General features: G+C 72.7%; 27 protein-coding genes. 10 read left to right on the top strand and 17 right to left on the bottom strand.

All coding sequences use genetic code 11. The annotated features are described in order from the left end of the window. The first annotated feature begins 170 nt into the window (after positions 1 to 170). Positions 171 to 599 carry an ATP-binding protein gene (locus OP18_RS09885; protein ID WP_033358449.1) on the top strand — a complete coding sequence of 143 codons (429 nt, stop codon included), beginning with the start codon at positions 171 to 173 and terminating at the stop codon, positions 597 to 599. Between the two features lie 2 nt (positions 600 to 601). On the opposite strand, the gene OP18_RS09880 is transcribed toward OP18_RS09885, so the two are convergent. Continuing rightward, a complete protein-coding gene (locus OP18_RS09880) occupies positions 602 to 1,342 on the bottom strand; it encodes a FadR/GntR family transcriptional regulator (RefSeq protein ID WP_081970609.1) in 741 nt (246 codons plus the stop codon). A gap of 133 nt (positions 1,343 to 1,475) precedes the next feature. Beyond that, entirely contained in the window at positions 1,476 to 1,871 is a 396-nt protein-coding gene (locus tag OP18_RS09875; RefSeq protein ID WP_033358448.1) for a hypothetical protein, read from the bottom strand. Between the two features lie 97 nt (positions 1,872 to 1,968). On the opposite strand from OP18_RS09875, the gene OP18_RS09870 reads away from it, so the two are divergent. Next, the gene (locus OP18_RS09870; RefSeq protein ID WP_033358447.1) at positions 1,969 to 2,904 is read left to right on the top strand and encodes a diacylglycerol/lipid kinase family protein; all 936 of its coding nucleotides are present in this window, start codon (positions 1,969 to 1,971) and stop codon (positions 2,902 to 2,904) included. A gap of 380 nt (positions 2,905 to 3,284) precedes the next feature. After that, complete coding sequence (locus OP18_RS09865) at positions 3,285 to 3,542, top strand: WhiB family transcriptional regulator (RefSeq protein WP_033358446.1); 258 nt, start codon at positions 3,285 to 3,287, stop codon at positions 3,540 to 3,542. Between the two features lie 123 nt (positions 3,543 to 3,665). Here the strand turns inward: OP18_RS09865 and OP18_RS09860 are convergent, their stop codons facing one another. The 5 genes from OP18_RS09860 to OP18_RS09840 form a co-directional block, all read right to left on the bottom strand. After that, positions 3,666 to 4,124: a TFIIB-type zinc ribbon-containing protein gene (locus tag OP18_RS09860; protein ID WP_033358445.1), complete on the bottom strand. Its 459-nt coding sequence runs from the start codon at positions 4,122 to 4,124 to the stop codon at positions 3,666 to 3,668. Between the two features lie 35 nt (positions 4,125 to 4,159). Beyond that, positions 4,160 to 4,930, bottom strand: coding sequence for a sirohydrochlorin chelatase (locus OP18_RS09855; protein ID WP_389251089.1), 771 nt, complete (start codon positions 4,928 to 4,930; stop codon positions 4,160 to 4,162). Positions 4,931 to 4,973: 43 nt separating this feature from the next. Beyond that, entirely contained in the window at positions 4,974 to 5,684 is a 711-nt protein-coding gene (locus tag OP18_RS09850; protein ID WP_052386460.1) for a phosphoadenylyl-sulfate reductase, read from the bottom strand. Between the two features lie 154 nt (positions 5,685 to 5,838). Then, entirely contained in the window at positions 5,839 to 7,575 is a 1,737-nt protein-coding gene (locus OP18_RS09845; RefSeq protein WP_033358443.1) for a nitrite/sulfite reductase, read from the bottom strand. Positions 7,576 to 7,964: 389 nt separating this feature from the next. Then, positions 7,965 to 9,479, bottom strand: a complete 1,515-nt coding sequence (locus OP18_RS09840) for a sensor histidine kinase (protein WP_033358442.1) — start codon at positions 9,477 to 9,479, stop codon at positions 7,965 to 7,967. 22 nt (positions 9,480 to 9,501) lie between these two features. Here OP18_RS09840 and OP18_RS09835 point away from each other — a divergent pair, with 22 nt between their 5' ends. Then, the gene (locus tag OP18_RS09835) at positions 9,502 to 9,957 is read left to right on the top strand and encodes a hypothetical protein (RefSeq protein ID WP_033358441.1); all 456 of its coding nucleotides are present in this window, start codon (positions 9,502 to 9,504) and stop codon (positions 9,955 to 9,957) included. On the opposite strand, the gene OP18_RS09830 is transcribed toward OP18_RS09835, so the two are convergent. Next, positions 9,932 to 10,960, bottom strand: a complete 1,029-nt coding sequence (locus OP18_RS09830) for an SIS domain-containing protein (RefSeq protein WP_033358652.1) — start codon at positions 10,958 to 10,960, stop codon at positions 9,932 to 9,934. The genes OP18_RS09835 and OP18_RS09830 overlap by 26 nt on opposite strands. Before the next feature lie 129 nt (positions 10,961 to 11,089). After that, on the bottom strand, positions 11,090 to 12,631 hold the full coding sequence (locus OP18_RS09825; protein WP_033358440.1) for an MDR family MFS transporter: 1,542 nt from the start codon (positions 12,629 to 12,631) through the stop codon (positions 11,090 to 11,092). 103 nt (positions 12,632 to 12,734) lie between these two features. Between OP18_RS09825 and OP18_RS09820 the strand changes: the two genes are divergently transcribed. Beyond that, positions 12,735 to 13,367 carry a TetR/AcrR family transcriptional regulator gene (locus OP18_RS09820; RefSeq protein WP_162189763.1) on the top strand — a complete coding sequence of 211 codons (633 nt, stop codon included), beginning with the start codon at positions 12,735 to 12,737 and terminating at the stop codon, positions 13,365 to 13,367. Between the two features lie 19 nt (positions 13,368 to 13,386). Here the strand turns inward: OP18_RS09820 and OP18_RS09815 are convergent, their stop codons facing one another. Together OP18_RS09815 and OP18_RS09810 are read right to left on the bottom strand one after the other, a co-directional pair. After that, the gene (locus tag OP18_RS09815; RefSeq protein ID WP_033358439.1) at positions 13,387 to 13,899 is read right to left on the bottom strand and encodes a GNAT family N-acetyltransferase; all 513 of its coding nucleotides are present in this window, start codon (positions 13,897 to 13,899) and stop codon (positions 13,387 to 13,389) included. Next, positions 13,896 to 14,180, bottom strand: a complete 285-nt coding sequence (locus OP18_RS09810; RefSeq protein ID WP_156089393.1) for a biotin/lipoyl-binding carrier protein — start codon at positions 14,178 to 14,180, stop codon at positions 13,896 to 13,898. Before OP18_RS09810 ends, OP18_RS09815 begins: the two co-directional genes overlap by 4 nt. Positions 14,181 to 14,220: 40 nt before the next feature. On the opposite strand from OP18_RS09810, the gene OP18_RS09805 reads away from it, so the two are divergent. Further along, positions 14,221 to 15,264, top strand: coding sequence for an AAA family ATPase (locus OP18_RS09805; protein ID WP_156089431.1), 1,044 nt, complete (start codon positions 14,221 to 14,223; stop codon positions 15,262 to 15,264). A 4-nt stretch (positions 15,265 to 15,268) separates the two neighbouring features. Then, on the top strand, positions 15,269 to 17,122 hold the full coding sequence (locus tag OP18_RS09800) for a vWA domain-containing protein (RefSeq protein ID WP_052386458.1): 1,854 nt from the start codon (positions 15,269 to 15,271) through the stop codon (positions 17,120 to 17,122). 530 nt (positions 17,123 to 17,652) lie between these two features. Here the strand turns inward: OP18_RS09800 and rsrA are convergent. From rsrA to OP18_RS09780, 5 genes are all read right to left on the bottom strand, one after another. Next, the gene (gene rsrA, locus OP18_RS09795) at positions 17,653 to 17,937 is read right to left on the bottom strand and encodes a mycothiol system anti-sigma-R factor (protein ID WP_033358436.1); all 285 of its coding nucleotides are present in this window, start codon (positions 17,935 to 17,937) and stop codon (positions 17,653 to 17,655) included. Positions 17,938 to 17,942: 5 nt separating this feature from the next. Further along, the gene (locus OP18_RS09790) at positions 17,943 to 18,743 is read right to left on the bottom strand and encodes a sigma-70 family RNA polymerase sigma factor (protein ID WP_279327148.1); all 801 of its coding nucleotides are present in this window, start codon (positions 18,741 to 18,743) and stop codon (positions 17,943 to 17,945) included. Positions 18,744 to 18,955: 212 nt separating this feature from the next. After that, positions 18,956 to 19,534, bottom strand: coding sequence for an alpha/beta hydrolase family protein (locus OP18_RS09785; RefSeq protein ID WP_033358649.1), 579 nt, complete (start codon positions 19,532 to 19,534; stop codon positions 18,956 to 18,958). Between the two features lie 185 nt (positions 19,535 to 19,719). Next, positions 19,720 to 20,166: a WhiB family transcriptional regulator gene (locus OP18_RS54930; protein WP_081970608.1), complete on the bottom strand. Its 447-nt coding sequence runs from the start codon at positions 20,164 to 20,166 to the stop codon at positions 19,720 to 19,722. 167 nt (positions 20,167 to 20,333) lie between these two features. Then, a complete protein-coding gene (locus OP18_RS09780; RefSeq protein ID WP_033358434.1) occupies positions 20,334 to 21,053 on the bottom strand; it encodes an SOS response-associated peptidase in 720 nt (239 codons plus the stop codon). 90 nt (positions 21,054 to 21,143) lie between these two features. Between OP18_RS09780 and aroA the strand changes: the two genes are divergently transcribed. Further along, on the top strand, positions 21,144 to 22,454 hold the full coding sequence (gene aroA, locus OP18_RS09775) for a 3-phosphoshikimate 1-carboxyvinyltransferase (RefSeq protein ID WP_033358433.1): 1,311 nt from the start codon (positions 21,144 to 21,146) through the stop codon (positions 22,452 to 22,454). Then, positions 22,406 to 23,512 (top strand): ribosome small subunit-dependent GTPase A, encoded by a 1,107-nt coding sequence (gene rsgA, locus OP18_RS09770; protein WP_081970607.1) that lies wholly within the window; start codon positions 22,406 to 22,408, stop codon positions 23,510 to 23,512. Before aroA ends, rsgA begins: the two co-directional genes overlap by 49 nt. Here the strand turns inward: rsgA and OP18_RS09765 are convergent. Next, the gene (locus OP18_RS09765) at positions 23,509 to 24,075 is read right to left on the bottom strand and encodes a DUF2087 domain-containing protein (RefSeq protein ID WP_063745464.1); all 567 of its coding nucleotides are present in this window, start codon (positions 24,073 to 24,075) and stop codon (positions 23,509 to 23,511) included. The two genes, rsgA and OP18_RS09765, sit on opposite strands and share 4 nt — an antisense overlap. Before the next feature lie 52 nt (positions 24,076 to 24,127). Here OP18_RS09765 and hisN point away from each other — a divergent pair, with 52 nt between their 5' ends. Further along, positions 24,128 to 24,946, top strand: coding sequence for a histidinol-phosphatase (gene hisN / locus OP18_RS09760; RefSeq protein WP_033358431.1), 819 nt, complete (start codon positions 24,128 to 24,130; stop codon positions 24,944 to 24,946). The last annotated feature ends 16 nt before the right edge of the window (positions 24,947 to 24,962 follow it).

The following is a 24,962-nucleotide window of genomic DNA, read 5'->3' as shown; positions in this document are numbered from 1 at the left end:
CCGGTCCGTGAGGCGCGCAGGGTGTGGGTCCGTGGGATCCCCGGGGCGCGGGGCGCCGCCGCGGACGGTGCCCGCGGGCCGACGGGGCCCCGCCGCCGTGCCCACGGTCGTGTCCGCCGCGCCGGGGTGTGCGGCGACGTCGTAGAGTCGCGGGCAAGGGGGTTCATCGCGTGACTCAGGTCGTTTCGAAGAGGTCAGGCGCGGACGGCGACGACGTCGTCCTGCTGGCCGTCCCGGCGTCGCCCGCCTACCTGGGGGTGCTGCGCACCGCGACGGCGGGTCTGGCCGCGCGGCTGCAGTTCACCCTCGACGAGATCGAAGACCTGCGCATCGCCGTCGACGAGGCCTGCGCGATGCTGCTCGCGGTGGCGAGCGAGACCCCGCAGCTCGGCGACACCGTCGAGCTGGCCTGCCGGTTCACGGTCACCACCGACGCGTTGACCGTCGAGACGTCGGTCCCGCTGGGCTCCCCCACCGAGCGGCTCCCCGGCGGTGAGTCGTTCGCCTGGCAGGTGCTCAGCGCCCTGGCCGACGAGGTCTCCGCGACCGTCGACGGCCTCCAGGCGAGCATCCGCCTGACCAAACGCCGGCCGAAGTAGCCCTACAGTGGGCGCTCCTTCAGCGCCGCCACGCCGGGCACGGGGATGCGGGTGTGCTGGGGCGGCACCTCGGCCGGGCGGACGTTGTCGATGTGGCCGCGGGCGATCTCCATGGCGAGGTCGATGTCCTGGTCACGGATCGCGGCGAGCAGTGCCCGGTGGTCGCGGTCGATGACGCGCCACATCGGCGGCGGCGCGTTGTGGGCGGCGGCCTTGCGGTCGCTGACGGTGTAGAGCGGGCGCACGACCAGGCAGAGCAGGGTGTTGCCGGACGCGGCGGCGACCGCGAGGTGGAACGCGGCGTGGGCGGCGATGCGGTCGTCGAGGCTGGCGCTGTCCGGGTCGAACATGGCCGCTTCCAGCTCGCGCAGGTGGTGGGGTTCGCGGCGGGCGGCGGCCAGGCCGGCGGCGGGCACCTCGAGCATGCGGCGGACCTCGAGGAAGTCGTCGCCCTTCACGGCCCCGCTGGCCAGCAGCAGGCTGACCCCTTCGGTGAGGGAGTCGCCGAGTGTACGGGCGTCAGGCTCGGCGACGAAGCTGCCGCCGTTGACCCCGCGGGTGGTGACGATCAGGTGCTGGCTGCTGAGCAGGCGCAGCGCCTCACGGACGGTGGAGCGGCTCAGGCCTGACTGCTCGCACAACTGCGGCTCGGTCGGCAGTCGCGCACCCGGCCGGAGCTGGCCGGAAATGATCTCGACGCGGAGCCGGTCAGCGAGGACCTGGTAGGCGGGTGCGACCGTCACGACAAATCAGCGTATGCCACACCGGCCATCGGCGGGACCTGCAATGCCGCCCCGGCTCCTACATTTCGGCGGAGCTCGCTCCGCCACGCTCAGGAGCCCGGACCACCGCCGCCCAGCGGATGCCGAGCGCGGCTCAGCGGATGCCGAGCGCGATCCGGGTCGACGGCGCGAACAGCAGGATCGCGCCGGCGAGGCCGAGGGCGAAGAGCGGGACGCCGATCAGGGGCTGGCCGTGGGTCAGCATCGTCCAGCCGATCGGCATCTGCAGCATCTGGGCGACGATGCCGGGGCCGCGGGCCCAGCGGCGGCGGCGGTGCAGCGCGACGGCGACGGACAGGAAGAGCACGGTCATGAGCGCCAGGTAGCCGGTGGTCGACAGGGCGATCTCGGCGGCGGTCCACTCGCTGGTGAGGTCGAAGTACACGAACAGCAGCGTCAGCAGGGCGAGCCCGGCGCCTTCCACGAACAGCAGCCGCACCGCCCACCGCAGGGTCGCCGGCGCCTGTTCGGGTGCTGCCGTGCCGCTCACCTGACGTTCCTTTCGAAGAAAACCGCACGGGACCGTGCAGGGCTCCGTGTCCCGCGCGCCAACCTTATCGCGCTGGAGAGCGGGTACAGTGCCGCCCATGCGAGCCCTCCTGGTCGTCAACCCGAACGCGACGACCACCACCGAGCGCGGCCGGGACATCCTGGTGCGGGCGTTGCGCAGCCAGGTCGACCTGGAGGTGGCGTACACGCAGCGCAAAGGCCACGGGGTGGAGCTGGCGCGCGACGCGGCCCGGCAGGGGTTCGACCTGGTCGTGACGCTCGGCGGGGACGGCACCGTCAACGAGGCGGTGAACGGGCTGATGACGTTCGACGCCGGCCCGTCGGCGGGGCGGGCGCAGGAGCGGCCGGCCCTCGCGGTGGTCCCCGGCGGCTCGACGAACGTGTTCGCCCGGGCGCTGGGGTTGCCGAGTGACTGGGCCGAGGGCACCGGCGCGATCCTGGAGGCGCTGCGGGACCGGAGGGAGCGGATCGTCGGCCTCGGCCGCGCGGACGACCGGTATTTCACGTTCTGTGCCGGTATGGGGCTCGACGCGGAGGTCGTGCGGCGCGTCGACCAGGCCCGGCACCGTGGTTCGACGTCCACGCCGTGGCTGTATTTCCGTTCGATCGCGCAGCAGTACGCGTCGACGAACCGCCGGGTGCCGCTGCTCACGCTCGAGGTCCCGGGCGAACCGGCCAGATCCGGGCTAACGTGGATGTTGGTGCAGAACACCGCACCGTGGACCTACATCGGCGAGCGGCCGGTGGATCCGAATCCGCGTGCCTCCTTCGACACGGGGCTGGACGTGCTGGGCCTGCTGCAGATGCAGGTCGGCAGCACGGTCCGGACGATGTCCCAGCTCGTGCGGGGTGTCGACCCGAAGGGTAAGCAGGTGCTGCGGATGCACGATCTGGCCGGGTTCACGCTCACCGCTGCCAAACCGATCGCTTTCCAGGTCGACGGGGAGTACCTCGGAGAGTGCGACAAACTGGATTTCGCGTCCGTGCCGGGGGCGTTACGCGTAGTGTGTTGAGTCACCCCCGGCGACGTCCACCGAAGGGGGAGAAAGTTGCAGAGAGTCGCGACGGAGACACCGCGACCGCATCCCCCAAACCCCTCCGGTCGTTGACCAAACCGTACTACATTGGTAACTGACTGTTGCGATTCAGGGTCCCCAACCACATTAAAATCGGACAAACAGTACGTGAGCTTGCTCACCGACTTGGATTTTCTTGGTTTGGACCCCTTGACATCGCGGTAGTTCGTGAAAGCATTCACAAGCGAAACGAACACTGAGCGTTGCCCGCAGGCGCGTTACGGATCTTCAGGCTCCGCCTAGCCGAGACGTTACGCGAGATGCATATAGGGAATCATCAACAACGATCCGCGAAAACAACAAGGAGTGTTGCCGCCATGTCGGACTGGCGCCACCATGCCCTCTGCCGCGACGAGGACCCGGAGCTGTTCTTCCCCATTGGGACTTCCGGCCCCGCGTTGCTGCAGGTCGAGCAGGCGAAGGCAGTCTGCCAGCGCTGCTCCGTGACCAGTGACTGCCTGCAATGGGCACTCGACTCGGGTCAGGACGCAGGCGTCTGGGGCGGAATGAGCGAAGACGAGCGTCGCTTGATGAAGCGTCGCGGCGGCCTCCGGGTCCGCGCTCACTCCGCATAGCCTTGCCATAACCGCACACAAACAAAGCGCTGACGAAGCGCGAAGACGCAGACGAAAATGCCCCGGCCGGGTCGGCCGGGGCGTTTCGCATGCCGGAGCACTGACGAGCGAGGGCAAGAACGCTCAGTCGAACAGCTCCTCGAAGAAGCTCTCCCGGTGGTGCTTCTTGCGCTTCTTGTGATGGCCGTAATGACCGTAGTGGCCGTGCTGCTGCGGATAATGCGGCTGGCCGTGCGCCGGCTGGCCGTAGGCCGGTTGACCGTACGCTGGCTGGCCGTAGCCGGGCTGGCCGTACGGCTGCTGACCGTAGGCGGGCTGCTGCGGGTACGCCTGCGTGGCGCCGGGCGGCGGATAGCCCTGCGGCGCACCCGGCGGCGGAAACCCGGGCGGGACACCGGGGACACCCGGGGCGCCGGGCTGCGGAGCACGCCCACCGCGCCAGGCGTTCTCCGCGTCGACGAGCTTCTCCAGCTCGCCACGGTCGAGGAAGATCCCACGGCACTCCAGGCACTGGTCGACCGTGACACCGCTGCGCTCGTACTGCCGCATCTCGCCGCGGCACTTCGGGCATGTCATCTGCATGCGTCCACCGTAACCGCCGGCATCCACGGCGGCCCTCAGGCAGCCAGATCGACCGTCTCCGGTGAAACCGCCGCGACCCGGGCCACGACCAGCCGGGCCAGGTCCAGGGCGCGCCCCAGCGGCTCCGCGGCCGGCGCGAGGGCGCCCGCGGACACGGCGGAGGCGACGGCGGCCTCGTGCAGCCTGCCGGTGGCCAGGAAGTACGAGGCGATCGCGACCCGGGCGCAGCCCTGCGCGCGCAGCGCGGCCACGGCGACGGCGCCGGTGACCGGTGAGCCCGACGCGAACGCCGCCCGGCACGGCAGCCCCAGCTGCTGGCCGAGCGCGGCCGCGGCCAGGTCCACGGTGCGTCTGGCCAGGTCGTCGCGGGTACCGGCGGCGACCATGACGACCCCGTCCGGCGCCACGGCCGGCAGCTGGCGGCGCAGCCCGGCGACGAGCAGGGGATGCACGACGCCGCCGACCGGCCCGAGCACGTCGGTGGTGACCACCCGCATGGTCAGGCCGTCGGCATACGCGCGGGCGATCACCGCCGGCAGGTCGACCCGGCCGTGGAACGCGGACGTGAGCAGCAGCGGCACCACGACCGCCGAGCGGTGCCCGAGCCGCTGCATGTCGTGCAGGACCGCGTCCGGGCGGGGCCCGGCGTGGTCGAGGTAGGCGGTCCGCACGTCCAGCCCGGGGCGCTGGGCCGCGACCGCGCGGGCGAGGGCCCTCGTCGAGGCCGCCGCCCGCGGGTCCGCGGACCCGTGCGCCACCAGGAGCACAGCGGTCACGCCGGGCCCTTCGCGGCGCCGCCCTGACAGAACCCACACGGGACGCCCAGCCCTCCGCTGCGCTCCGGGCCGGTCATCCCGTGTGCAACCCGCACTCGGTCTTGTCGAACATCGGCCAGCGCCCGCCGCGCGGGTCGCCGCCGGGAGGGGTCCGCCGGGTGCACGGCCAGCAGCCGACGGAGGCGTACCCCTGCCGCATGAGGGCGTTGACCGGCACGTTCCAGCGGGAGATGTACGCGTCGACGTCGGCCTGCGTCCACTGGGCCAGGGGCGACACCTTGAACTTGCCGCGGGCCTGCTCGAAGCTCACGATCGGCGTGTTGGCGCGGCTGGGCGACTCGTCGCGGCGCAGGCCGGCGGCCCATGCGTCGTAGTCCTCCAGGGCCCGCTCCAGCGGCTCGATCTTGCGCAGGAAGCAGCACTCGTCGGGGTCGCGGGCGTAGAGCCGGGGCCCGAACTCGGCGTCCTGCTCGGCGACGGTCTGCCGCGGGCGGATCGAGCGGACGGTCACCGGCAGCGTCCGCTGCACGACCTCGCGGACCCGCAGCGTCTCGGCGAAGTGCAGGCCCGTGTCGAGGAAGATGACCGGCACGCCGGGCACCACCTTCGACACCACGTGGGCGAGGACGGCGTCGGCGAACGAGCTGGTCACACAGAACCGGTCGCCGAACTCGCCGGCGGCCCACTCCACGATCTTGTCGGCGGGCTGGCCCTCGAGCCGGGCCGACGCCTCCTTGGCCAGGGCGATGGACTCTTCTCGGGTACGTGCAACGGCTGTGCTCATCGCTTCGCCTCCAACAGGTGTGCCGCGAGCCCCAGGAATTTCAGTGCGAAGACCCGTGCGCAGCTGCGGCACTCCCATGCGCCGTGGGTCTCTTCGTGTGGCCGTAGGTCCTCGTCCCCGCAGTACGGGCAGTACAGCGGAGCCATCCGTTCGCTCATCGCAACTGCTCCTCGGGCGCCCGCATGACCCACTGGGCGAAGGACTCGCCGGACGAGCGTCCGGCCAGGTAGTGGTTGGCGACCCGCTCGACGTAGGAGGGCAGGTCGGCGGCGGTGGTCTTCAGGCCGCGCAGCTTGCGGCCGAAGCCGGCGTTCTGTCCGGCCGCCATGCCGAGGCCGCCACCGAGGTGGATCTGGAAGCCCTCGACCATGTCGCCGGTGGTCTCGTCGCGCACCAGCATGCCCTTGAGGCCGATGTCGGCGACCTGGGTGCGGGCGCACGCGTTGGGACAGCCGTTGAGGTGGATGGAGATGTCGGCGTCGAGCTCGGCGACCTTCGCCTCGAGGTGCTCGACGAGCTCCGCGGCGCGCGCCTTCGTCTCGACGATCGCGAGCTTGCAGAACTCGATGCCGGTGCACGCCATGGTGCTGCGCCGCCAGGTGGACGGGCGGGCCTCCAGGCCGGCCTCGCGCAGGCCCAGCACGACCGCCTCGGTGTCGGCCTCGGCGATGTCCAGGACGATCAGCTTCTGGTACGGGGTGAGCCGCACCCGGTCGCTGCCGTACCGCTCGGCGAGGTCGGCGACCCGGGCGAGCTGGGTGCCGGAGCTGCGGCCGGCGACGGGCGCGGCACCGACGAAGAACTTGCCGTCCCACTGCTTGTGCACGCCGATGTGGTCGATCGGCTTCTCCGGCAGCTCCGGCGACGGGCCGTCGATCAGGGCGCGCTTGAGGTACTCGGTCTCCAGCACCTCGCGGAACTTCGCCACGCCCCAGTCGGCGACGAGGAACTTCAGCCGGGCGCGGCTGCGCAGCCGGCGGTAGCCGTAGTCACGGAAGATCTGGATGACGCCGTGCCACACGTCGACGACCTCGTGCAGCGGCACCCACACGCCGACGCGCTGGGCGAGCATCGGGTTCGTCGACAGGCCGCCACCGACCCACAGGTCGAAGCCGGGGCCGTGCTCCGGGTGGATGACGCCGACGAAGGAGACGTCGTTCGCCTCGTACGGGGTGTCGGGCAGCCACGAGATCGAGGTCTTGAACTTGCGCGGCAGGTTCGACAGCGACGGGTCGCCGACGTACTTCGCGGTGATCTCGGTGATCGCCTCGGTCGGGTCGAGGACCTCGCTCTCCGCGACGCCGGCGATCGGGCTGCCGAGCACGACGCGGGGGGTGTCGCCGCAGGCCTCGGTGGTCGACAGGCCGACCGCCTCCAGCTCCTGCCAGATCTGCGGGACGTCCTCGACGCGGATCCAGTGCAGCTGGATGTTCTGCCGGTCGGTGATGTCGGCGGTGTCGCGGCCGAAGCGGGTGGAGATCGACGCGATGGTGCGCAGCTGCGCCAGGTTCAGCTGGCCGCCGTCGCTGCGGATGCGCAGCATGAAGTACTTGTCGTCGAGCTCCTCGGGTTCGAGGATCGCGGTGCGGCCGCCGTCGATGCCGGGCTTGCGCTGCGTGTACAGGCCGAACCAGCGGAAGCGGCCGCGCAGGTCGGCGGGGTCGATGGAGTCGAAGCCGCGCAGCGCGTAGATCGACTCGATGCGGGCCCGGACGTTGAGCGGGTTGTCGTCCTTCTTGCTGCGCTCGTTGGGGTTGAGCGGCTCGCGGTGACCGAGCGCCCACTGCCCCTCGCCGCGAGGGCGCCCACCGGCTCCGGTCCGTGCACCACCGCGGGCGGCGGGACGGGGAGCGGGTGCGGCGTTTGCTGCCGGGACGGTGTTCACCGTCATGTCGGCGTCCTCTCAGGGTTGAGAGCACGCGAACCAGCGCCGGCCTATCGCGGAAGATGCGCGATGGATGACGTCAATGTCATGAAGAATCCGGCGCGAAGTCGCGCGCCCGGGAAAAGATGACGGGCGGCGTTCAGCAAGCCGGACACATGGCGCTGCGCACGCGACCGTAGTCGACGTGTCGGCGGCTGACGAGCCGCAGAGAAGCAGCGTGCATAAGGTGCAGTGTTCCACGTCGACCGGTCCTTACGCCACGGCCGCGTGAGGGTTGTCTCAAACCCGCGTCACCAGGACGCAACAAAAACAAGACTCAGCCGATAGGAAATACAGAAGGGCATCACCTGGTTCGGAGGGCATGATGCCCGGCCGGTCCCACACTGCGGTAGGTTTCAGCGTTTCGCCAGTGGGACGACCATCACGGCCTCCGTGCCGCCCTCCGCGCGGCTGCGCAGCTCGATCGTGCCGCGCAGCTCCCCGGTGGCGAGGGTCCGCACAATCTGCAGCCCGAGCCGCTCGCTGTTGTCGAGGTCGAACGTGTCGGGCAACCCGCGGCCGTTGTCGGCGACGGTCACGTGCAGCTGCTTGCGGAAGCGGTGCACGGACACGACGACCTCCGGCGCGCCGGTGCGCTCCCCGCCTTCCCCCGACGGCTCGAACGCGTGCTCGACGGCGTTCTGCAGCAGCTCGTTGAGCACCATGACCAGCGGCGTGGCGATCTCCGCGGGCAGCACCCCGAAGTCGCCCTCGCGGCGCAGCGCGACGGTGAAGTCGGAGGCGGCGACCTCCACCGCGGCGGCGGCGACCCGGTCGACGATGCCGTCGAACTCGACCGCCTCGTCCGCGGTGTCGGAGGCGGACATCGACAGGGTCTCGTGGACCAGCGCGATCGACGCGACCCGGCGCACCGACTCCTCGAGTGCGTGCCGGGCGGCCGGGACGCCGACCCGCCGGGCCTGCAGCCGCAGCAGGGCGGCGACGGTCTGCAGGTTGTTCTTGACCCGGTGGTGGATCTCGCGGATCGTGGCGTCCTTCGTCATGAGCTGCCGGTCGCGGCGGCGGACCTCGGTGATGTCGCGGACCAGGACCAGCGCGCCGATCGGCACGCCCGCCGGCATCAGCGGCAGCGCCCGCATGAGCACGGTCGCGCCGCGGGCCTCCAGCTCCTTGCGGGCCGGTGCGTCGCCGCGCAGCGCGGAGTGGACCCGGTCGGTGGCGTCCTTGCCCTCCAGGGGGTCGTCGACGAGCCGGCCGGTGATCTCGGCGAGGCTCTCACCGACCAGGTGCGCGGCGAGCCCGAGCCGCCGGTACGCCGACTGCGCGTTGGGGCTGGCGTAGGTGACCTTGCCGGACGCGTCGAGGCGGACCAGGCCGTCGCCGATGCGGGGGGCGCTGGTGGTCTCCCCCGGGTGCCGCGGCGGCGGGAACGTGCCGTCGGCGATCATCTGCGCCAGGTCGTCGGCGGTGGTCAGGTAGTTGAGCTCCAGCTGCGCCGGCGTGCGGGCGGTGCTGAGGTTGGTGTCGCGCCCGACGACGGCGATGACCTGCGACTCGCCGCGCCGGCGGACCGGGATCGCCTCGTGGCGGGCGGGCATGTCGCCGTACCAGACGGGGTCGCCCTCGCGCCAGATCCGCCCCTGCGACCGCACGATCGCCAGGTGCGCGACCTCGGGCCCGCCGGAGACCCGGCCGACCTGGTCGTCCTGGTAGGCGGTCGGCGCGGTGGTGGGGCGCACCTGCGCGACGCAGAGGAACTCGCCGCGGTCCGCGATCGGCACCCACATGAGCAGGTCGGCGAAGGACAGGTCGGACACGATCTGCCAGTCGCCGGCGAGGCGGTGCAGGTGCTCGATGTCCTCGGGTGCGAGGGAGGTGTGCTCCTCGACGAGGTCACGCAGGGTCGACACCGCTACAGACTAAGGTGGGCCGGTGCGCCGCCTGCTGGTTCCCCTCGCCCTCGTGTTGTCGCTCGGTGGCTGCGGGTGGCTGGGCCGCTCCGGCGAGACGAGCAAACCCGACAACTTCCAGCTGCACGGTTACGCGAGCGTGGCCGGCGCGGCGGCCGGGTTGCCGGGCACGCCGTGCCTGGCGCCGGCGTCGGCGCCGGACATCGTGGCCGGCGCGCCGGTGAAGGCGGCCGACGCCGGCGGCAAGGTGATCGCCGTGACCACCCTCGCCTCGGGAGTGCTGGCCACCGCGTCGGACGGCTACCGCTGCAACTTCGCCTTCGAGCTGCTGAACCTGTCCGGGAGCCGGCCGGCGTACCAGATCGTGGTCGCCGAGCGGCCCCCGGTGTCGTTCGAGACGCGGGCCGTGCGCGAGGGCCGGCCCGCGGTCGTGGACGTCCCGGCCTCCGCCGTTACAGGGTCGCCGTCACCTTCTTGAGGCCGCGCGGCGCGTCGGGGTTCTCGCCGCGGTGCCGGGCGAGCGCGAGGGCGAGCCGCTGCAGCGGCAGGATGTCCAGCAGCGGCGCGTAGCGCTCGTCGACGTCGGGCGTGCGCACCCAGCCGGCGGCGCCGTCGACCGCGGACGGGCCGAAGACGACCACGTCGGCGCGGCGCTCGCCGAGGCGGCCGACGACGTCGCGCATCGAGGTGCCGGCGGGGCCGCCGCCGACGACGGCCAGGACCGGCACGTCGGGGTCGGCCATGGCGAGGGGGCCGTGCAGCAGGTCGGCGCCGGAGAACGCGAGACCGGCCACGTAGGAGGTCTCCATGAGCTTCAGCGCGGTCTCCCGGGCCGTCGGGTACGCGTAGCCGCGGCCCGTCGTGACGATCCGGTCGGCGAAGCGGTACCGGGCGGCGAGGTCCACGGCGCCGGTGTCGGCGAGGACGGTGGCCGCGTGCTCGGGCAGCTTGCGCAGCTCGGCGAGCTCCTCGGCGGGCAGGGTGCCGCCGCCCCGGATGCTCTCCACGAGCATGAGCAGGGCGAGCAGCTCGGCGGTGTAGGTCTTGGTGGCCGCGACGGCGACCTCGTGCCCGGCGACGACGTCGACGTGCAGCTCGGCGACCCGCGCGAGGGGCGACGCGGCGTTGTTGGTGACGGCGAGGGTGTGCGCGCCCTGCTCGCCGGCGACGCGCAGGACCTCGTGGAGGTCGGGTGAGCCGCCGCTCTGGCTGACCCCGACGACGAGCGTGTCGCGCAGGTCGGGGCGGGCGCCGTACAGCGTCATCGCCGACGGCGACGCGAGGCCGACGGGGATGCCGAGGCGGATCTCGGTGAGGTACGCCGCGTACAGGGCGGCGTGGTCGGAGGTGCCCCGCGCCGTGAAGATCACGTTGCGTGGCTGCCACTGCGCGATCTGCGCGGCGACGGCGGCGATCGCGTCGGCCTGCTCGTCGACGAGCCTCGCGAACACCGCCGGCTGCTCGGCGATGTCCGCCTGCATGCCGGCGCCGGGCTGCTCGGTCACGGCTACTCCCTTGGGTCGTCTGGTGCGCGTTACTGCTCAAATCTTCGCAGCTTCGCGCACCAGACGCCAGTTTTTCCGGCAAGTTCGCGCATACTGTGCGCGAAACTACCCTTCCTGCGCAACGAGCGTGCTTTCCGCCCGCTCCTGCGCCGTCTCGGGGCCGCCGCGCAGCGCGACCTCGCGGATGAAGACCGCGAGCAGCGGGACCAGGACCGTCGCCGCCACCGCCCACAGGAACACGCTGGACGTGGCGCCGGCGATCGAGTCGACGACCGCGGTGCGCACCTGCGCGGGCAGCGCGCCGAGCGTCGCGGGGCCGATGGTGGCGCCGCCGCCACCGCCGCCGGAGAGCCGGTCCGCCGCCTGCGGGCCGACCCGGTCGGCGAGCAGGTCGTGCAGCCGGTGGTTGAAGATCGCGCCGAACGCCGCCACGCCGAACGCGCCGCCGATCGAGCGCGCGAACGTCGCCGTGCTGCTGGCCACCCCGAGGTCCTTGAGCTCGACGCTGTTCTGCGCGATCAGCATCGACGTCTGCATCAGGAAGCCCATACCCAGGCCGAGGACGGTCATGTAAATGCCCGACTCGAGCTTGGAGGTGTCCGCGTCCAGCCGCGACAGCAGCACCATCGCCAGGATCATGACGAGGCCGCCGATGACCGGGTAGATCCGGTACTTCCCGGTCTTGGTGATCATCCGGCCGACCAGCAGCGAGGTCACCAGCAGGCCGCCCATCATCGGCAGCAGGAGCAGGCCGGAGTTGGTCGCGGACGCGCCCTGCACGATCTGCTGGTACAGCGGCAGGAACGTGATCGCGCCGAACATCGCGAACCCGACCAGGAAGCCGACGCCGGACACCAGCGAGAAGTTGCGGTTGCGGAAGATGCCCAGCGGCAGGATCGGCTCCGGGTGGCGGCGCTCGACGACCACGAAGACGGCGAGCGAGACCACGGCGAGGGCGGCCAGGCCCAGGATCTGCGCGGAGCCCCAGGCGTACTGGTTGCCGCCCCACGTGGTGATCAGGACCAGCGCGGTCACCCCGGCCGACAGCAGTGCCGCGCCGAACCAGTCGATGCGGTGCTCGGTGCGCCGCTTCGGCAGGTCGAGCCGCAGCGCGAGCAGCACCAGGGCGGCGCCGCCGAGCGGCAGGTTGACGAAGAACGCCCAGCGCCAGTCGGCGTGGTCGGTGATGAAGCCGCCGACCAGCGGGCCGCCGACCATCGCGACCGCCATGACCGCGGCGAACTGGCCCTGGTACCTGCCGCGCTCGCGGGGTGGCACCAGGTCGCCGAGGACGGCCATCGCGCCGACCATCAGGCCGCCGGAGCCGAGGCCCTGGAACGCGCGGAACCCGATGAGCTGCGGCATGTCCTGGGCGAAGCCGCACAGCACCGAGCCGAGCAGGAACAGCACGATCGAGGTCAGGAAGACCGTCTTGCGCCCGTACAGGTCGCCGAGCTTGCCCCAGATCGGGGTGGAGACGGTGGCGCCCAGGACGTACGCGGTGACGACCCACGACAGGTGGTCGACGCCGCCGAGGTCACCGACGATGCGGGGCATCGCGGTGCCGACGATGACGTTGTCGAGCATGGCCAGGAGCATCGCCATGAGCAGCCCCGGCAGGACGACGCGGATGTGCTTGTCGGGCATCGTGGGCCCACCTTACTTGTCGGCCGGCTAGTGAACTTACTAGCCGCACGGTAAGCTTCGTACTAGCCGATCGTCAAGTAGGTTGTCTCGTAGGATGGTCCCGATGGAGCAGAGCCAGCAGACCGCGCGGGTCGTCCGGGGGCGCAACCGGATCCGGACCGACGACGCCGAAGCCGAGGACGTGCGCGCGCACATCCAGCGGGTCGCGCTGGAGATGTTCATCGAGGACGGCTACGACAAGACGTCCCTGCGGGAGATCGCGGAGCGGCTCGGCGTCACCAAGGCCGCGCTCTACTACCACTTCCCGACCAAGGACGACATCGTCAAGAGCCTCATCGAGCACCGCATCGCGGCCGTCGACGCGCTGATGGAGTGGGCCGAGGCCCAGCCGCGCACGGAGGAGACCCGCATCGAGTTCGTGCGGCGCTACTCGGTCCTGCACGACGTCGCGAAGCACGAGCACGTGATCCGCTTCTTCGAGCGCAACCAGACGCTCATCAACACCCTGGCCGCCGGCAAGCTCATGAAGGACCAGATGGAGCGGGTCTTCAGCTTCCTCATGGTCCCCGAGGAGTCCACCGTCCAGCAGCTGCGCCGTGCGATGGCGATCTTCACCATCCACGCGGGCCACTTCGTGCTGCGCGGCCGCGACGACCTCACCCCGCAGGACCGCCGCGACGCCACGCTGATCGTCGCCGAGGACCTGATGCGCCTGGCCGCCGCCGGCGGCGAGTGACGCCGCCGGCGGCGGAAGCTCAGGTGACGGTGGTCGGCAGCTTCAGCCGCAGGCCGAGCAGGTTGACGCCCGGCACCGGCGTCCAGTCCAGGGCCGGCTCGCGGACGAAGCCGAAGCTGTCGTAGAGCGCGAACGCGGCGCTGTTGCGCTCCCGCGAGCAGATCACCAGCGACCCGCAGCCCAGGACGGTCGCCCGCTCCACGCAGGCGCGCACCAGCGCCCTGGCCACCCCGCGCCGTTGCGCGGCCGGGTCGACGGCCAGCATCCGGAACTCGGCCTCGCCCGGCCTGGACAGCTCCGCGAACCGGGTGCCGGGCAGCACGAACGCGACCGCGCCCAGCACCACCGGGCCGTCGGCGGCCACGAGCAGCTCGGCGTGCTCGGCGCGGTCCGCCACGTCGGCGAGCAGCTCGCCGTAGCCGTGGTCCTCGTCGAGCTGGCCGTCGGCCCGGTACGCGTCCACGGTCAGCCGGGCCACCTCGGCGAAGTCGGCCGGCTCCGCGCGGCGGACGATCGGTGCCGCGACGCTCACCCGATCACGGCGATGAGATCGCCCTCCTGCACGACGTCGCCCTCGTTGACGGCGATCCGGCTGACCGTGCCCTCGGACTCGGCGACGACCGGGATCTCCATCTTCATCGACTCCAGGATGACCAGGGTGTCACCCTCGCTGACCTCGGCACCGACCTCCGTGGTGATCTTCCAGACGTTGGCCACCATCTCGGCGCGGATCTCGTCGGACATCCCGGTCTCCTTTGACGTCGGATTGCGCTTGGCAGCATATCGGTGGGAAACCCGCTCGCGCGCGGCCATGCGACGAACGCATCATGGCCGCGTGGAATCGACCGTCACGGTGACCCCGGCGACCCTGCCAGGCGTGCTGCTGCACGTCGCGGTCGTGCGTCCCGTGTTCGTCTGGGGCCAGCCCGGCATCGGCAAGAGCTCCCTGGTCAAGCAGTTCGCGGCCGCGCTCGGCCTGGACTGCGTCACGCTCATCGGCACCCAGCTCGCCCCCGAGGACCTCATCGGCGTGCCCGAGCTGCGCGACGGCCGCAGCCGCTTCGCGCCGCCGGAGTCGATCGCCCGCGACGAGCCCTACTGCCTGTTCCTCGACGAGCTCAACTCCGCCTCGCCCGAGGTGCAGAAGGCGTTCTACTCCCTCATCCTCGACCGGCGCATCGGCGCGTACGAGCTACCCGCCGGGTCGATCGTGATCGGCGCCGGCAACCGCTCCTCCGACAACGCGCTCGCCCGGCCGATGGCCTCCGCGCTGCTCAACCGGCTCATCCACGTCCACCTGCGGGCCAGCGCCGACGACTGGCTGCGCTGGGCGGTGGGCGCCGGCCTGCACGCCCACGTCACCGGGTACCTCGCGCAGCGCCCCGACCACCTGTGGTCGAAGCCGCCGAAGACCGAGGAGCCGTTCTCCACCCCGCGGTCGTGGCACATGTTGTCCGACGCGCTGCACTCCTTCGGCGACGACGTCGACGAGGAGACGCTGCGGGTGCTGACCACGGGCACGCTGACCCCGTCGCACGCGTCGGCGTTCTGCGCGTACGTGAAGACCGTCCGGCACCGCTACGGCCTGGACGCCATCGTCCGCGGCGACGCGTCGTGGCCCCGCGACCCGACGGACCGGGACCTGCTGTACTTCTTCGCCGAGGCGTTCCGGGCCCGGCTCGTCAAGGACCTGCCGGCCGGCCGCGAGCACGCCTCGCCGTCGGTGCGCCGGTTCGCGGTGCGGGCCAAGGGCCTGCTCGTCGAGCTCGCCGAGATCTCCCTGGAGTGCGCGCAGCTGGTCATCGCCGCCGACGAGGACGGCATGCCGGTGCTGCCGGCGTGGTTCCTGGTCGAGGTGACCCGCGACCTGCCCCGCCTCGTCGCCGCCCGGGTCTGACCCGATGGCCGGCAAGGGCAGGAACAGGACCGACCAGCGGCTGGAGACCGCCCGCAACGCGTGGTCGGCGGTCGCCGGCAACCCGATGTTCCGCGCCCTCAGCCACGACCCGACCGGCGTCGACTGGCGGGAGCTGCGGATGGCCTGGGCCGAGGACACGCCGCTGATCCGCGCCCGCGGCCACGCCAGGGTCGGCGCCGACGGCACCGTCACCGTCAACAAGCACTCGCCGCTGGAGCTCGACGAGTGGGTCTGGGTGTTCGCGCACTGCGCGCTGCACCTCGGCTTCGGCCACCTCGACGACCCCGGCGCCCCGGTCGACGCTGAGCTGGCCGTCGCCCGGTGCGTGGTCGTCGCCCGGTTCCAGCGGGAGCTGCGGCTCGGCCGGGCCCCGGTACAGCTGCCGGAGCTGCCGACGGCACCGGAGGAGCAGCTCGCCGAGCGCTGGCGGGTCTCCGGCGTCCCCGACGGCCTGGCCGGCTGCTGCGCCGGCGGCACCGGCGCGGACACCGACCCCGCACCCGTCGAGCCGCCGCGCCCGGCGTGGCGGCCACGCGGCGCCGCGGCCACGCCGACGGGGGCGCCGGCCGGGCCGATGAGCTGGCCGGACCGGCTCGCGCTGGGCCTCGGCCAGGCCGCGGCCGCCGCCGTCGACGAGGCCGGCGCGGTGCGGCAGAGCGACCGCGGCGGCCGCAAGCCCGACGAGCGGTGGGAGCCGGCGCGGCGGTGGTTCGTGTCGTCGTACCCGCTGCTGGCCGGGCTCGCCGCCGGGTTCACCATCGTCAGCGACGTCGCCGTCGCCCGCGACCTGTCGATCACCATCGCCGCCGTCGACGCGGCCGCCGCCGAGATCTACGTCAACCCGCTCGCCCCGCTCACCGCCGACGAGCGCCGGTTCGTCATCGCGCACGAGATGCTGCACGCGGCGCTGCGCCACGGCGACCGGGTCGCGCACCGCGACCCGTACCTGTGGAACATCGCCACCGACTACGTCATCAACGGCTGGCTGGTCGAGATGGCCGTCGGCGACCTGCCGGAGGGTGCCCTCTACGACCCGCAGTTCAAGGACGCCGGCGCCGAGGAGGTGTACGACCGCCTCGCCACCGACCTGCGCCGGCTGCGGCGGCTCGGCACCCTGCGCGGCCGCGGCCTCGGCGACGTGCTCAGCGACGCCCGCCGCGGGCACCGGGGCACCGAGCTCGACGAGTACTACCGGCGCGCCCTCGCCACGGGCCTGGCCTTCCACGAGTCGCACGGCCGCGGCCTGCTGCCGGCCGGTCTCGTGCAGGAGATCCGGGCGCTGGACCACCCGCCGCTGCCGTGGGACGCCCAGCTCGCCCGCTGGTTCGAGGAGCACGTCCGCGGCCCGGCGCCGCGCCGCTCCTACGCGCGCGCGTCGCGGCGGCAGAGCGCCACCCCGAATATCCCCCGGCCCGGGTGGCTGTGGCCGGAGGAGGAGGTCGAGCGGGCCACCTTCGGCGTCGTGCTGGACACCTCCGGCTCCATGGACCGCACCCTGCTCGGCAAGGCCCTCGGCGCGGTCGCCTCCTACGCCACCGCCCGTGACGTGCCGGCCGCCCGGGTCGTGTTCTGCGACGCCGCCGCGTACGACGCCGGCTACCTGCCGGTCGCCGACATCGCCGGCCGGGTCAGGGTCAAGGGCCGCGGCGGCACGGTGCTGCAGCCCGGGGTCCGCCTGCTGGAGCGGGCCCCGGACTTCCCGGCCGACGCCCCGATCCTGGTCATCACCGACGGCTACTGCGACGTGGTCAGGGTCCGCCGCGAGCACGCCTTCCTGGTCCCGGACGCCGCCCGCCTGCCCTTCACCCCGCGCGGACCGGTGTTCCGCCTACGCTGACGCCCCGCCGCCCCGGGCGTCCCAGCGCGCCGCCTCGCGGCAGGGTCGCAGGACGGACAGCCCGCGGCACGGCGGCGCTACTGAGCACGGACGGCCGCCTCGCGGCGGCGTTGGGGCCCGGACGGCCGCCTCGCGGCGGCGTTGTTGGGGCCCGGACGGCCGCGGCCCTGCGGCAATCAGTCCGTGCACGCCTTCCCGCTTCCGGACATCGCCCACCCGCCCTTCACCCCCGCGCGGGCCGGTGTGCCGCCTACGCTGACGCGCCGCCCGCCCCGGTGGCAGGCCGGGGCGGGGACGGTCGGCACAGCCTCGCAACGGGGGCGCGGGACGGGCAGCCCGCGGCGCGGCGGCGATGCCGGGAACGGGCGCCGCCTCGCCGCGGCGTCGCGGGCACGGACGACCACAGCCCGGCGGCGCTCAGTCCGCGTACGGCTTCCTGGTCCCGGACGCCGCCCGGCTGCCCTTCACCCCGCGCGGGCAGCCGGTGTGCCGCCTACGCTGGCGCCCTGGCGCTGCCTCGCCGGCGGCGGTCAGTCGGTGCGCAGCTCCCGGGCCTCGGCGTTGACGACCAGCTCGGAGAGCTTCAGCCGCAGGCGGTCCTTGAGCTCGGCCGGTGCCAGCTCCGAACCGCAGCAGCGGGCGACGAGCGCCTTGACCTCCTGCTCGATGCCGAACTCGCGCAGGCACGGCGAGCACTCGTCAAGGTGGTCGCGGATCAGCGACCGGCGGTCGTCGGCGCACTCCAGGTCGAGGTAGAGATACACCTCGGCGAGGACGTCACTGCAGTCTGTCTCGTGCGGGTCTCCACAGCTCATCGATCTCAGACCTCGCTCGGCTCAGCGGACGGGGTGCGGGTGAATCCCCGATCGGCAGCATAGGTCTCGAGCGAACGGCGCAGGTTGCGGCGGCCGCGGTGCAGGCGGGACATCACAGTGCCGATGGGCGTGTTCATGATGTCGGCGATCTCCTTGTAGGAGAAGCCCTCGACGTCGGCGAGGTAGACGGCGAGCCGGAACTCCTCCGGCAGCGACTGCAACGCCTCCTTGACGTCGGAGTCGGGCAGCCGGTCGAGGGCCTCGGTCTCGGCGGACCGCAGACCGCTGGACGTGTGCGACTCGGCCTCGGCGAGCTGCCAGTCGGTGATCTCCTCGGTCGGCGCCTGCACCGGCTGGCGCTGGCGGCGACGGTAGGAGTTGATGTACGTGTTGGTGAGGATGCGGTAGAGCCAGGCCTTCAGGTTCGTGCCCGTCTCGAACTGGTGGAACGCGGCATACGCCTTGAGGAACGTCTCCTGGACGAGGTCCTCGGCGTCGGCCGGGTTGCGCGTCATGCGCAAGGCCGCCGCGTACAGCTGATCGATGAAGGGCAACGCGTCGTGCTCGAACCGGATGCGCTGCTGCACCGCGCTCTCGCTACTGACCACTCGTGCGACTCCAACCCTCGACCGTCCTGCCGAGGATACGCCGAGTTGCTGAGCGACTTCTGAGTTTGTGGCGCCCGTCAACCGCTCCCGGGCGATCGGTTGCCAGGACGGATCCGGCTCCGCGTCGGTCGCCGCCGGCCATGCGGGGCTGAACAGCAACTCGCGGACGCGCTGGTCCTCGCGTTCAAGGATGGCCACGAACTTCCCTCCACAGGCGACGCCTCCGCAGCGTCGCACGGTCTGTGCAACAACCGCGGCGGCCCGGCAATTCCTACCCGCCTGCCCCGGCGGCCGGCCATGTGACATTGGGACCGGACGGCCGCCGGGAACAGGAAGGGCCTGGGAGGTTGCGGAACGACGTCGGTCCGCGGTGTGGAGAGTGTGTCCGATTTGCACCGGTCACATGCTGTTCAACGAGCGACCGCGGCGGTGGTGACGAACGCCACGGCGAGCTGTGCGAGCAGGTGCGGCGCCTTCGACAGGCTGTGGGTCTCGCCGGGCAGGACCTCGACGTGGACCGTCGGGGACGGCTCGGGCACCCCGAAGGCGTCCCGGTCGCCGCTGAGCACCAGTGTCGGCACGCCGGTGCGCAGCTCATCCGACCGGGTGACCTCCGGCCGGCCCGGCGGGTGCAGCGGGAAGGCGAGCGCCAGGACCCGTCCGGCACCGGCCTCGACGGCGGTGCGGCAGGCGACCCTGGCGCCGCTGGACCGGCCGCCGACGACCAGGGTGTCGATCGCCACCCGGCGGCGCAGCTCGGCGACGACGGCGAGCCAGGCGGCGTCGAGCTGCCTGGCGGGTGCGGGTGGGCGGCGGGCACCGGCGACCCGGTAGGGCTGGGTCACCATCGCCACCGCGGCGCCCGTGGCGAGCACGGCGGCGCGGACCGCCACCAGGTCCACGGCGTCGACGTCACCGCCGGCGCCGTGGCCCAGGACGAGCAGTGTGCCGGTGTAGCCGGCGGGCACGTCGAGGTTGTAGCGCGCCACCCCGAACGGGGTGTCGACCTCCTGCCCGACGACCGACCGCCTGGCCCGCGAACGACTCCGCCGCCCGGCGGCGCCACCGGCCCGGTGGCCGGCCGCGCCGTCGACCGCCCCACCGGACACGTCATCGGCTGCGTCGCCGATGGAGCGGCCGGTGGAGCGGCTGGAACGACTGGTGGAACGGCCGGTCAGCTGGCCGCGCCCACCGGATCCCTGCGGTCGGTGCGGCCGACCCGCTGGATCGGCAGCAGCGGCAGGCACGCCACCGGGCCCATCCGGTGATCGGGTCCCGGCGTCGCGCCGGTCAGGCTGGGACTGGGCACGTCGCTGCGCCATGCGACGAGCATCGCACGCCGCTCACGCGGCGTGGTCGCTCCCCACACCCCGTGGCAGTCGCCGACCTCCAACGCCCAGGCCAGACACGCGCCTTGGACATCACAGGTGCGGCACAACGCGACGGCAGCGTCGGCGGGCTCACTCGGGGCCGGAAAGAACGTCTCCGGATCAACGGTCTGGCATGCGCCGCGGGTCCGCCAGGCATCATCGCCCTGTTGCTCGCGAACGGCGCGCAACAGACGCGGATCGCGCTTGGCGGCAGCGACCTCATGCGGGCGTGGCATCCTCGCCCGGGTCATACACCCACCTCCCCCGTGGGTCAAACGAACACTAGGCAGGAAAACGTCGGGATGCCCCCATCCGACATTGACCTACCGGCGCTGTGTTCTATCGCACAAACGCCTGCAAATACAAGAGTTTTCACGCCGATCGACAAATTCTGCCGGGGATGAAATGGACGTACGCCCTAAAAGAGGGTCAGATCGATCGGCTCCACATCGCCCGGCCGCAGGGCCGGGGCCGGCACGCGGTCCAGCAAATCACGGCCGTCGTTACGTACGTCACCCACGCGCGCGCCGACCGGTCGCAGCTCCAGCCGCGCGACGTGCTCCGACGGCGTCGGGGCGAGCAGCCGCTCATCGACGGGGGCCTCCAGCCACTCCTCCCACCGCGACGGCGGCAGGACCAGCGGCATGCGGTCGTGAATGAGCGCCAGATCGTCGACGGCGGGCGCGGTGATGATGCTGCAGGTGAGCACCCGGCTCTCCGCTTTGCCCCACACGGTCCAGATCCCGGCGAACACGCACGGCTCGTCCTCGCCGAGGGTCATGAAATACGCCTGCTTCGTCTTGCCCTCGCCGCGCACCCATTCGAACCAGCCGTCCGCGGGGACCAGGCAGCGCCGCTTCGCGAACGAGGGCGCGAACGCCTTGGAGTCCGCGACCGTCTCCGCCCGGGCGTTGATCATCCGGGCGCCGCCCTTGAGGTCGGGCGCCCACGGCGGCACCAGCCCCCAGCGCGCCGAGCTCAGCACCCGGCCACCGGCGGACTGGGACAGGCGCACCACCGGCACCTGGTCCGTGGGGGCGACGTTGTAGTCCGGCTCGAGCCCGTCCGTCTCGTCGGCGGCCTCGAAGAGCGCGCTCAGGTCAACGTTGCTGCGGGATGTCGCATACCGACCACACATGCTCAATACGGTACCGACGCCGGCGGTGACTCCGCGAACGCCGCATCGTCAATGGTCGCTACGCAACGAAACGACCCGCACACTGAACGCGTGCCGAACCTGACCGCCCCCGCGCACCTGCCGTGGACCGCGCCGACCGCCCCAGGGCCGGTCACGGCCACCGTGCGACTCCCCGGCTCGAAATCGATGACCGCCAGGGCGCTGGTCCTCGGCGCGCTGTCGCTCGGCGCCACCACCCTGCGCGCGCCGCTGCGCGCCCGCGACACCGAGCTCATGGCGGCCGGCCTGCGCGCCATGGGCTGCCACGTGTCCACCGCCGACGACAACCTGTGGCTGCTGCGCCCCCGCCCGCTGCGCGGACCCGCCCGCGTCGACGTCGGCGGCGCCGGCACGGTGCTGCGCTTCCTGCCGCCGATCGCCGCCCTCGCCGACGGCGCGGTCGTGTTCGACGGCGACGGGCGCAGCCGCACCAGGCCGATGGCGCCGCTGGTCGGCGCGCTGCGCGACCTCGGCGCCCGGGTCGACTACGGCGGCGGCCTGCCGCTGACCGTGCACGGCATCGGGCGCCTCACCGGCGGCGAGGTGACCATGGACGCGTCCGCGTCCAGCCAGCTCGTCTCGGGGCTGCTGCTCGCCGCGCCCGAGTTCGACCGGGGGGTCGTCGTGCGGCACGCCGGGCCTCCGGTGCCGCGCGCGCCCCACCTGCGCATGACGGTGCAGATGCTGCGCGCCGCCGGGGCCGGCGTCGACGACGGCCGGCCCGACGTCTGGGTGGTCGAGCCGGGACGACTCAACGGCCGCGCCTGGGACATCGAACCGGACCTGCCGGCCGCCGCGGCGTTCCTCGCCGCGGCGCTGGTCACCGGCGGCACGGTGACCGTCGCCGGGTGGCCGCGCTCCGGCCTGCAGCCCGGCGGGCGCCTGCTGGAGCTGCTGCGGCGGATGGGCGGCGCGCCCACGCTCACCCGGCAGGGCCTCGTCATGCGCGGCACCGGCACCGTGCACGGCATCACCGCCGACCTGGCCGACGCGGCCGAGCTGATCCCGGTGCTGGCCGCGCTCGCCGCGGTCGCGGACGGCCCGTCGCACCTGCACGGCGTCGCGCACCTCGACGGCCACGAGACCGACCGGATCGCCGCGCTGGTCACCGCGCTGGGCGCGCTCGGCGCCGACGTCACCAGGGACCACGACGGCCTGCGGATCCGGCCCCGGCCGCTGCGCGGCGCCACGGTCGCCACCCGCGACGACCACCGCCTGGCCCACGCCGCCGCCGTCCTCGGGCTCGCCGTCGACGGGGTCCGCCTCGACGACGTCACATGCACCGCGAAGACACTGCCGGAATTCCCCCGGCTATGGTCGACGATGGTGCACGGAGCGGCTTCCTTCGGAGGGCAAGACTGACGCGCAAACGCGAGTACGACGAGGACGACGTCCGGGTCCGCCCGAGCCGGTCCTCGCGACCCCGCACGCGCACCCGCCCCAAGCACAGCGACGCCGTCCTCGGGTTCGTCGTGGCGGTCGACCGCGGCCGGTACACCTGCCACGTGGCCGGCACCGACATCGTCGTCACCGCCATGCGAGCCCGTGAGCTGGGCCGGCACGGCGTCGTCGTCGGCGACAACGTGCAGATCGTCGGCGACGTCACCGGCCGCCCCGACACCCTGGCCCGCATCGTGCGCATCGACGAGCGCCGGTCGGTGCTGATGCGCACCGCCGACGACGAGGAAGGCGGCACCGAGGGCCGCTTCGAGCGGGTCGTCGTCGCCAACGCCGAGCAGCTCGTCATCGTCAACTCGCTGCACGACCCGCCGCCGCGGACCGGCTTCATCGACCGCTGCCTCGTCGCGGCGTACGACGCCGAGATCGAGCCGCTGCTGTGCCTCACCAAGGGGGACCTGGCCGGCCCCGAGGCGGTGCTGGACTACTACTCCGAGCTGGACCTGCCGTACGTCCTGTGCCGCCCCGACGAGCCGATCGACGACCTGGTCGCCGCGCTGCGCGGCCGGGTCTCGGTGATGATCGGGCACTCCGGCGTCGGCAAGTCGACCCTGGTCAACCGCCTCGTGCCGGGCACCGACCGGGCCGTCGGCGTGGTCAGCGCCGTCGGCAAGGGCCGGCACACGTCCACCAGCGCCGTGGCGCTGCGCCTGCCGGGCGCCGGCCCGGAAGACCCCGGCTGGATCATCGACACGCCCGGGATCCGGTCGTTCGGGCTGGCGCACGTGTCGGCGGACAGCCTGCTGCACGGCTTCCCCGACCTGGTCGAGGCCTCGACGCGGTGCGCGCCGAACTGCGACCACACCGGCGCCGGCGGCGAGTGCGGGCTGGACAAGCTGGTCGCCGAGGGCGGCGCCGACCCGCGGCGGCTCGCGTCGTTCCGCCGGCTGCTCGCCTCGAAGGAGGGCGCCGCCGACCCGAAGGACGGCACCTCCGACCAGCAGGACGACGGCGGCTCCTAGACGGCGACCGGGCCGCCGGTGCGCCAGTAGGTGCCGTCGGCGCGGGAGAGCAGGTCGCTGTCGACGAGGTAGCGGCGCAGGGCCGCGTAGTCGTCGTGCCAGGCCCGCAGGACGGCGTTGACCTCGCGTTCCGGGTACCGGATGCCGGGCTCGAACGAGGCGGCGATGTGCTCCAGCACGACCTGGCGCTTGCCGTGCGCGGCCGGCAGGTGGGTGAGGCGGCCGTCGACGACGAAGGTGCGCAGGATCTGGTCGCGCTGGCGGTCGGGGTCCATCGGCTCGGCCGGGGGCGGCGCGGCGGCGTGCGCGCGCACGGAGTCCTTGAACACCTCCACGTCGGCGCGCAGGGCGCCGCCGGCGAGGCCGAGCAGGCCGCCCTGCTGGAGGCGGGCGACCGCGGCGGCGACGGTGCGGGCCGGCAGGCCCGTCGCGGACTCGATCTCGGTGAGACCCGAGGCGCCGAGCACGACGGCGGCGTAGACGCGCAGCCGGTCCTCCTCGGCGAGCAGGCCGCACAGCGCGGCGGGCGAGGCAGCGGGCGAGGCGGCGGACGAGGCGGTCACAAACGGCGACAGTACTGCCAGAAGATGGCGATCGTCGGCTAAGTTTCCGCGCATGGCGCGCTACGCGGACGACCTGGCCCTCGCTCATCTGCTTGCCGACACCGCGGACGCGATCGCCGTTCCCCGGTTCCGGGCCCAGGATCTGCACGTGTCGACGAAGCCCGACCTGACGCCGGTGACGGAGGCGGACACGGCGGTGGAGAAGGCGCTGCGGGCCACCCTGCAGCGGGCCAGGCCGCGCGACGGGGTGCTGGGCGAGGAGTACGGCGCGACCGAGGCCGCCGCCGGGCCCGGGACCCGGCAGTGGGTGATCGACCCGATCGACGGCACGAAGAACTACGTCCGCGGGGTGCCCATCTGGGCGACGCTGATCGCGCTGATGGAGGGCGCCCAGCCGGTGGTCGGGCTGGTGTCGGCACCGGCGCTGGGGCGGCGCTGGTGGGCCGCGCTCGGTCACGGTGCGTATGCGGGGCGGCACACGGCCGCGGCGACGCCGATCCGGGTGAGCGGCGTGGACCGGCTCGCCGACGCGAGCTTCTGCTACTCGTCGCTCGGCGGCTGGGAGGAGGCCGGGCGGCTCAACGCCATCCTCGACCTGACCCGCCGGACGTGGCGGCAGCGGGCGTACGGCGACTTCTACGGGTACATGCTGCTCGCCGAGGGCGCCGTGGACATCATGGTCGAGCCGGAGCTGTCGCTGTGGGACCTGGCGGCGCTGGTGCCGATCGTCACCGAGGCCGGGGGCACGTTCACGGACCTGCAGGGGCAGCCGGGGCCGGGCGGCGGGAGCGCGGTCGCTACGAACGGTCACCTTCATGAGGACGTTCTCACCCGTTTGGGCAACCCCAGACTGTCCGGTTTGTCAGGCTAAACCGAATAGTCCGCAT

Origin of the sequence: Dactylosporangium aurantiacum, assembly GCF_000716715.1 — a bacterium.
Classification (GTDB): domain Bacteria; phylum Actinomycetota; class Actinomycetes; order Mycobacteriales; family Micromonosporaceae; genus Dactylosporangium; species Dactylosporangium aurantiacum.
Note: the sequence above shows the minus strand (reverse complement) of the source record. Positions and strands in the feature narration are given on the sequence as shown.